We start from the raw sequence: 7297 nt of genomic DNA on the forward strand, positions 1-7297 counted from the left end.
AAGGAAATAATTGCCGAAGCGAGGTCTGATACATTGCCCCCCGCATGCAAAGCGGCCATGCTGCGCTCATGTTCACGATCGAGCACGAATATGACGCGACGGTTGTCACCCTGATCGATGAGGGGGGTGATGGCATGCCGCTGACCGGCGATGTCACCATCACCGCTTTCGATGAATGCGTGACGGTCGAACAGACCCATCCCGAAACGGATGAAACCTCGCGCATCACCCTGTCCATGGCGCAGATCGCCGACCTGGCCGCCGCGCTCGACCTTCCCGAGGGCAGCTACCGGATCGATACGCGCAAGCGCTGAGACCGGGTGCCTCTCTCGCGCCGTTCAGGGGACTGTCGGGCTGAGGAAGCCTCCGGCGGGAGTATTTCTGTCAGGGGAAATGCCTTTTCCTCTTGATTTAAATACTCCCCGCGGAGCGTTCCACACCCGCCAGATGCGGCACGTCCCGATGGGGGCCGCGGGCTTCAGTCCAGCCGGAAGAGCTTGTCGCGTGATTTGGCGCCCCGGATCAGGGTGAGCCGCGATTTGGCCACGCCCATCGCTTTTGCGAGCAGGTCGCGCGCCGCAAGGGTTGCGCGGCCCTCTTCGGGCACCACCGTCACGCTGATCCTGACCGGCGCACCGGGCTCCAGCAATGTGCGCCGCGCATTGGGCGTTACCCGCACCGCGATCTCCGCCCCGCTCACTGCCATTCCGGTCAGATCCGGCAAAGTCATATTCGCGTCCTTTCCCCTTGCGGTCAGCATCCGGCTTCGCAACTCTGGCCACAAGACAGGAGGCCCGGATGGTCACAGGTTTTTTCTCGGATGAGCGGTGTTTCTGGCATGGCGGCGGCAATTATGCGCTGACCCTGCCGGTTGGGGGCCTTGTACAGCCAACCATGGGCGGCTTGCCCGAGAACCCGGAAACCAAGCGCCGGCTGAAGAACCTGATCGAGGTGACCGGGCTGATCCGCGATCTCGACCAGCGCGGCAGCGATCCGGCGACGGATCAGGAGCTCGCCCGGGTGCATCCCCGGGCCTATCTTGATGCCTTCCGCGCGGCCTCGGATGCGGGCGGCGGCGAGCTCGGTCTGCGCACGCCCTTCGGGCGCGGCGGGTATGAGATCGCGGCGCTTTCTGCCGGGCTGACCGTCGCCGCGCTGCGGTCTGTGCTGGCAGGTGACCTGCAGAACGCCTATGCCCTCTCGCGCCCGCCGGGGCATCATGCGCTGCCCGACTGGCCCAACGGGTTTTGCCTGATCAACAATATCGCGGTGGCGATCGAGGCCGCCCGAGCCGAGGGCCGAGCGACCCGTTTCGCGGTGGTGGACTGGGATGTGCATCACGGCAATGGCACCGAGGCGATTTATTACGCCGACCCCGATGTGCTGACGATTTCCATCCATCAGGAGCATAATTACCCGCTCGATACCGGCGACGCGGCGGATCGCGGCGAAGGTGCCGGGCTAGGCGCCAATATCAACCTGCCATTGCCGCCCGGCGCCGGTCACCTCGCCTATCTGACCGTGTTTGAAGAGGTGGTGATCCCGGCGCTGCACCGCTTTCGCCCCGATGTGATCCTGGTGGCCTGCGGCTTTGATGCCTCGGGCGTTGATCCGCTGGGCCGGATGCTGGCCACGGCCGAGACGTTCCGGCAGATGACGCGGATGGTGATGGGCGCGGCGCGGGATCTGTGCGGCGGGCGCCTCGTCCTGAGCCATGAGGGCGGCTATTCCGAAGTCCATGTCCCGTTTTGCGGCCATGCGGTCCTTGAAGAGCTTTCAGGCAGCAAGATCAGCGCCCCCGACCCGCTGGCCGCGACACTTCTGCAACGGCAGCCCGCGGCGCGGGCGGATGCGTTCCACCTGGACTGGATCCGCGAGCTTGTCGCCCTGCATTCTGCCTGAGCCCCGGCCTTGCGGGCTTGCTCGCGCGCCCTGACGCCCGCTTTCGTCGGGGCGCCCCATCTGCGCTCCCGGGCAAGGGCGTCCCCCGGACGGGAGGCGCCCCGCGAGATCGGCCTGCCCCACCATGCAGCCCGCCGGCGCAGAACTGTCACGAGGGTGTCAGATCTGGTGCCGCTGTCAGAGCGCAGCAAGCCTTGTCGTCCCGACCACGCGCGCCCTTTCCGGCAGGGCATCCAATCCTGATGACAGGGGCTCTCGCGATCTGGTCCCCGTGCGGATGGGCAGTTATAGCAGAAGCTACCCGGCAGACAGCCCCGGGGCCGGAGCCGAAAATGACAGACCAGATCACCGTCGAGACCGCGATTGCCGGGCTGCGTGCCGCCGCCGACCCGGCCCGTGCCGCCGAGGCCGCCAGCTATCACAAGACCGCCCGCGACTATCTTGGCATCCCGGTGCCGGTGCTGACGGAAATGGCAACGGCCTGGCGCCAGGGGATCGATATTGACCAGAGGGTCGCGCTGGCCTCCGGGCTTTGGGACAGCAATATCCATGAGGCGCGGATCGCGGCGGCCAAGCTGATGGTCCAGGCCCGGATCCGCCCGGATGAGGGCGTCTGGGCGCTGATCGCCTCCTGGGTGCCGCAATTTGACGGCTGGGCGATTGCCGATCATGTGGCCGATGCCGGCGGGCGCCGGCTGATCGCAGATCCGTCGCGTCTTGACGAGGTCGAGGCCTGGACCACCTCGCCGCATATGTGGTCGCGGCGCGCGGCGCTGGTCTTCACCCTGCCCTGGGCACGGATGAGCAACCCGAAAGCCGCAGACCTCGAGATCCGCGAACGGGTGCTGGGCTGGGCCGGGCGCTATGTTACGGAAAGTGACTGGTTCATGCAAAAGGCGGTCGGCTGGTGGATCCGCGATTTTTCGAAACATGATGCGGCGCGCGCCGAAGCGTTCCTCGCCGGCCCCGGCCAGGGGCTGAAGAGTTTCGCGAAAAAGGTTGCCCGTACCTGGCTGCCCCGGGACTGACACCTCGCCACCTCTCGTTCGATAATCACGAACCCGGCTTTCCGCCTCCGGGGACTGCCTCTTCCGGCCATGAAATGGCATATGGGGGAGGACAGTTTCGACAGGAGGCAGGAATGACCACTCTTTTCTACAAACAGGGCGCATGTTCGCTGGCGCCGCATATCGTGCTGGAATGGATCGGCGCGCCTTATGAGGCCGTGCGGGTCACCGCCGGCTCGCCCGAGATCCTCGCGGTCAATCCGACCGGCGCGGTGCCGGTCTTGCGCGAAGACGATGGCTGGCTTTTGACCCAGGCCGGTGCGATCCTTGACTATCTGGCGCATAAGCACCCCGGGGCCGGACTTTCCGGCGGTGACAGCCTGCGCGCCAAAGCCGAAGCGCATAAATGGTCGGCCTTCCTGACCTCGGATGTCCATGCCGCCTTCTGGCCGGTGTTTATGCCCGACCGTTATACGACCGATGGCTCGGATGCGGCGAAAGCCGCCGTCACCGCCGCCGGGATCGCGCAGGTGAAGAAGAAATTCGCGGTCCTGAACGACCATCTTGCGGGGCGCGACTGGTTTCTCGACGGCGGGCGCTCGGTGATCGATGCCTATGCTTTCCCGATGATCCGCTGGGGCCGTGCGAAAATTCCGGGCGGGCTGAAGGATTATCCCCATATTCAGGCGCTGCATGACCGGCTGGCGGCTGACGAACAGGTGCAGAAAATCCTCGCGCGTGAAGCGGGGAAATAACCCCGCGAAAGGAGAGCTGAAATGACAACGGGCATCCATCACGTCACCGGAATCACGGCCAGTGTTCAGGCCAATGTCGATTTCTATATGGGCTTTCTGGGCCTGCACCTGGTCAAACAGACCGGCGGATTTGAGGATGCCGAACAGCTCCACCTGATCTATGGCGACGAAACCGGCAGCCCTGGCTCGCTTTTGACCTTCCTGGTCTGGGAGGCGGCAGGCCGGGGTCGCACGGGCCTCGGCCAGGTCTCGGAAATTGCCCTGGCGGTGCCGTCAGAGACGATCGGCGACTGGCTGACCAAGGCACTGTCGGCGCGGATCCAGGTCGAAGGCCCGGGCCGGGAATTCGGCGAGCCGGTCTTGCGGCTGAAAGACCCGGACGGGATGGTCGTGAAGCTGACCGGCACCGATACCATGGCTGCGATGCGGGTCCGGGGCGTCACCATCCTGACCGATAAGGGCGATGAGACCGCCGGTTTCATCACCCGCTTCGGCTATGTTGAGACCGCCCGCGACGGCGCCAGCCGCCGTCTCAGCTCTGACACGGATGTGGTTGATATCCGGGAAGTTTCCGGCTTCGTGCCCTCGATCCAGGGCGCGGGCGTGGCCGATCATGTCGCCTTCCGCGCCCCGGATGTGGCAGCGGTCCAGGCGATGCGGATCTCGCTGAAGGATTACGGGCCCACTCATGTCCATGACCGCAAATATTTCCTGTCGCTCTATGTCCGCGAACCGGCTGGCACGCTGATCGAATATGCCACCGACGGGCCGGGGATGAGCGTTGATGAGGCGCCGGATCAGCTGGGCAAGCGCCTGATGGTGCCGCCCTCTGATGCTGCGCGGGCAGATGACCTTCGGGTCATGCTGCCGCAATTCGCCCGCCCGGGCGAGGAAAGGTTTCCGATGCGTGATCTTGCCTTCATCCACCGCTTCCACCGGCCTGAAGACCCCGATGGGTCGACCATCGTGCTGCTTCATGGCACCGGCGGCAATGAGACCGATCTGATGCCGCTGGCGCATAAGATCCATCCGCGCGCCACATTGCTGGGAGTACGGGGCCGCTCGACCGAGGAAGGCATCAACCGCTGGTTCCGCCGTTTTGACGCGGTGACCTATGACCAGGAGGATATCCGTGCCGAGGCCGAGGCCTTTGCGGATTTCACCGCAGGTGCAATCCGGGGCTATGGGCTTGATGAGGGCAAGCTTTCTTTCCTCGGCTATTCCAATGGTGCGAATCTGCTGGGCGCGATCCTGCAACTGCATCCGGGCGTGGTGAACCGCGCGCTGCTCCTGCGCGCGGTGCAGGCGCTGGAAGTGCCGCCTGGTGGTAATCTGGGTGCACCAGAGGTCCTGATGCTGAACGGCGCCCGCGATCCCTTCGCCCGCATGACCCCGGCGCTGGAAAGCGCCTTGCGCCAGGGCGGTGCCGATCTGACCGCTGAGACGCTTTCCGCCGGACATGAGCTGGCCGCTGACGACCTGACCCATGCCCGGGCCTGGCTCCGGGCCCGCGCTTAACCCTGTGTCGCCCCCTGGATCATCTTGAGCCAGGGGGCTTCGCCGTTGAAATGCCCCAGCAGATGGTCGATGAAGCGCCTGAGTTTCAGCGGCATCGGCTGCACCGGCGGCCAGAGCGCCGTCACCGGCAGGCTGCGCGTGCCGCATTGGCCTAAGACCGCCACCAGCGCCCCCGATTGCAGCGCCGGTGCCGCGATAAAGCCGGGCAGCATGGCAAAGCCGAGGCCAGCCACCGCCATATCGCGCATCGCCTCGCCATTATTGACACTGATCCGCTCGGTCACGGCGGGCGAGACCATGCGGCCGCCCTCGCTCAGCTGCCAGAGATCCGCGTTGGAAATATGGCTGTAGCCGATCACCGGCTGGCCGGTCAGATCCTGCACATTCGCGGGACTGCCGTGGCGGGCGAGGAAATCGGGGCTGGCACAGACCAGCGAGCGATCCTCGCAAAGCTTTCGCGACATCAGCGCGCCGCCCGGCGACTGCCCGACCCGGATCGCGAGGTCAAACCCTTCGCGCGCAAGGTCACGGGCGCGGTCGTCGTAATCAACCCGGATCTCCAGCCCCGGGTGAAGCCGCGCGAAATCCGCAATGATCCCGGTCAGATGCAGGGTGCCAAAGGTCATCGGCGCGGCAAGTGAGAGCGTGCCACGCAATCCCTCGCCATCGCCTGTCCCTCCCCAGGCTGCGGATTCCGCCGCCGCGCGCAGATCGGTCAGCGCCGGGCGAAAGCGGGTGGCCAGCCGGTGCGCGGCCTCGGTCGCGGTGATGCGGCCGGCATTGCGGCGAAACAGGGCCACGCCAAGCCCGGTTTCCAGATCACCCAGCCGTTTCGAGATCACCGATTTCGACAGATTCAGCCGCGCGGCAGCTGCGGTGACGGTGCCAAGCTCCATCACGGTCAGGAAAGTGTCGATTTCATCAAGAGTGTAGCGCATGACTGACTGTCGCCTGGACAGGGCTGTTCGTAAAGCGCGAACACCGGATCAGGCAATGCCTCGCTGGAAGGAAACAGCCACTGCACGCATATTCAGGACAACGAAAGGAGGCCGATCATGGCAAACTCTTCTGACCTTACACTCGGCGGCATCCACCATCTGACGGCGATCACCGCCAATGCCCCTGAAAACAAACGTTTCTATACCGAGACCCTGGGCCTGAGGCTGGTGAAAAAGACCGTGAACCAGGATGATACCTCGGCCTATCACCTCTTCTATGCCGATGGGCTGGCAAGCCCGGGCACCGATCTGACCTTCTTTGACTGGCCGGTGGGGCGCGAACGGCGCGGGGTGCATTCGATCAGCCGGACCGGCCTTCGGATCGCGCCCGACAGCTTTGACTTCTGGGCCGGTCGGATCCGCGATCATGGGCTGGTCAGCGGGGCTGTCAGCACGGTTGACGGGCGGGTGAGCCTCGATTTCGAAGACCCCGAAGGCCAGCGTTTCCGGCTGACCGCCGATGAGCCGGCTGTGGCGAACCCCTGGGACCGGAGCCCGGTCGAGGCGGCGCATCAGATCCGGGGCCTTGGTCCGATCACCCTCTCGGTCGCCGACCTGGCGCCGACAAAGGCAGTGCTGGAGCGGGTGATGAACATGCGCGAGACCGGCGAATATGCGAGCCCGGATGGCGAAGGGGCGGTGCATGTCTTCGCGATGGGCCAGGGCGGTCCGGCGGCGGAGCTGCATGTCGCAGTGCAGCCCGGGCTGCCGGTGGCACGCCAGGGCGCGGGCGCGGTGCATCACGTCGCCTTCCGCACCCCGGACACGCAAGGCATCCAGGACTGGGCCGCAAGGCTCAGGGAATTCCGCATTCCCTCTTCCGGCGAGGTGGAACGCTATTATTTCCGCAGCCTCTACTTCCGCGAGCCCGGGGGCAATCTGTTCGAAATCGCCTCGGACACGCCTGGTTTCACCGTGGATGAGCCCCTGGAAAGCCTCGGCGAACGCCTGTCGCTGCCGCCCTTCCTCGAAGCAAAGCGCGAGCAGATCGAGGCCAGGCTGAAACCGCTGTGACCTGGTCACGCCATGAACCAGAGGCGGTGGCCGCCCGCCTCACGGCGGGCGGCGGGGAGGGGGGGGGGGGGGGGGGGGGGGGGGGGGGGGGGGGGGGCGGGGG

At 65.6% G+C, this 7297-nt stretch carries 8 protein-coding genes; 6 read left to right on the plus strand and 2 right to left on the minus strand.

The annotated features are described in order from the left end of the window. The first annotated feature begins 68 nt into the window (after nt 1–68). A complete protein-coding gene (locus tag JC607_RS11520; RefSeq protein WP_198837070.1) occupies nt 69–314 on the plus strand; it encodes a hypothetical protein in 246 nt (81 codons plus the stop codon). Nucleotides 315–478: 164 nt separating this feature from the next. Here the strand turns inward: JC607_RS11520 and JC607_RS11525 are convergent, their stop codons facing one another. Further along, nucleotides 479–730, minus strand: a complete 252-nt coding sequence (locus JC607_RS11525) for a DUF167 domain-containing protein (protein WP_198837071.1) — start codon at nt 728–730, stop codon at nt 479–481. Nucleotides 731–798: 68 nt separating this feature from the next. Between JC607_RS11525 and JC607_RS11530 the strand changes: the two genes are divergently transcribed. The 4 genes from JC607_RS11530 to JC607_RS11545 all read left to right on the plus strand — a co-directional run bounded on the left by JC607_RS11530 (nt 799) and on the right by JC607_RS11545 (nt 5182). Continuing rightward, nucleotides 799–1902, plus strand: coding sequence for a class II histone deacetylase (locus JC607_RS11530; RefSeq protein ID WP_198837072.1), 1104 nt, complete (start codon nt 799–801; stop codon nt 1900–1902). Between the two features lie 332 nt (nt 1903–2234). Then, nucleotides 2235–2930: a DNA alkylation repair protein gene (locus tag JC607_RS11535; protein ID WP_233092868.1), complete on the plus strand. Its 696-nt coding sequence runs from the start codon at nt 2235–2237 to the stop codon at nt 2928–2930. A gap of 113 nt (nt 2931–3043) precedes the next feature. After that, nucleotides 3044–3664, plus strand: a complete 621-nt coding sequence (locus JC607_RS11540; RefSeq protein ID WP_198837073.1) for a glutathione S-transferase family protein — start codon at nt 3044–3046, stop codon at nt 3662–3664. A 21-nt stretch (nt 3665–3685) separates the two neighbouring features. After that, nucleotides 3686–5182, plus strand: coding sequence for a VOC family protein (locus tag JC607_RS11545; protein WP_198837074.1), 1497 nt, complete (start codon nt 3686–3688; stop codon nt 5180–5182). Here JC607_RS11545 and JC607_RS11550 read toward each other — a convergent pair. Beyond that, complete coding sequence (locus tag JC607_RS11550; RefSeq protein ID WP_198837075.1) at nt 5179–6120, minus strand: LysR family transcriptional regulator; 942 nt, start codon at nt 6118–6120, stop codon at nt 5179–5181. The two genes, JC607_RS11545 and JC607_RS11550, sit on opposite strands and share 4 nt — an antisense overlap. A 117-nt stretch (nt 6121–6237) precedes the next feature. Here JC607_RS11550 and JC607_RS11555 point away from each other — a divergent pair, with 117 nt between their 5' ends. Beyond that, the gene (locus JC607_RS11555) at nt 6238–7194 is read left to right on the plus strand and encodes a ring-cleaving dioxygenase (protein ID WP_198837076.1); all 957 of its coding nucleotides are present in this window, start codon (nt 6238–6240) and stop codon (nt 7192–7194) included. Nucleotides 7195–7297 lie beyond the last annotated feature (103 nt).

Origin of the sequence: Paracoccus sp. IB05, assembly GCF_016405985.1 — a bacterium.
GTDB lineage: Bacteria > Pseudomonadota > Alphaproteobacteria > Rhodobacterales > Rhodobacteraceae > Pseudogemmobacter.

Coding starts and splice junctions, on each gene's coding strand:
- JC607_RS11520 (WP_198837070.1), top strand. CDS start 69: ATGTTCACGATCGAGCACGAATATGACGCGACGGTTGTCACCCTGATC.
- JC607_RS11525 (WP_198837071.1), bottom strand. CDS start 730: ATGACTTTGCCGGATCTGACCGGAATGGCAGTGAGCGGGGCGGAGATC.
- JC607_RS11530 (WP_198837072.1), top strand. CDS start 799: ATGGTCACAGGTTTTTTCTCGGATGAGCGGTGTTTCTGGCATGGCGGC.
- JC607_RS11535 (WP_233092868.1), top strand. CDS start 2,235: ATGACAGACCAGATCACCGTCGAGACCGCGATTGCCGGGCTGCGTGCC.
- JC607_RS11540 (WP_198837073.1), top strand. CDS start 3,044: ATGACCACTCTTTTCTACAAACAGGGCGCATGTTCGCTGGCGCCGCAT.
- JC607_RS11545 (WP_198837074.1), top strand. CDS start 3,686: ATGACAACGGGCATCCATCACGTCACCGGAATCACGGCCAGTGTTCAG.
- JC607_RS11550 (WP_198837075.1), bottom strand. CDS start 6,120: ATGCGCTACACTCTTGATGAAATCGACACTTTCCTGACCGTGATGGAG.
- JC607_RS11555 (WP_198837076.1), top strand. CDS start 6,238: ATGGCAAACTCTTCTGACCTTACACTCGGCGGCATCCACCATCTGACG.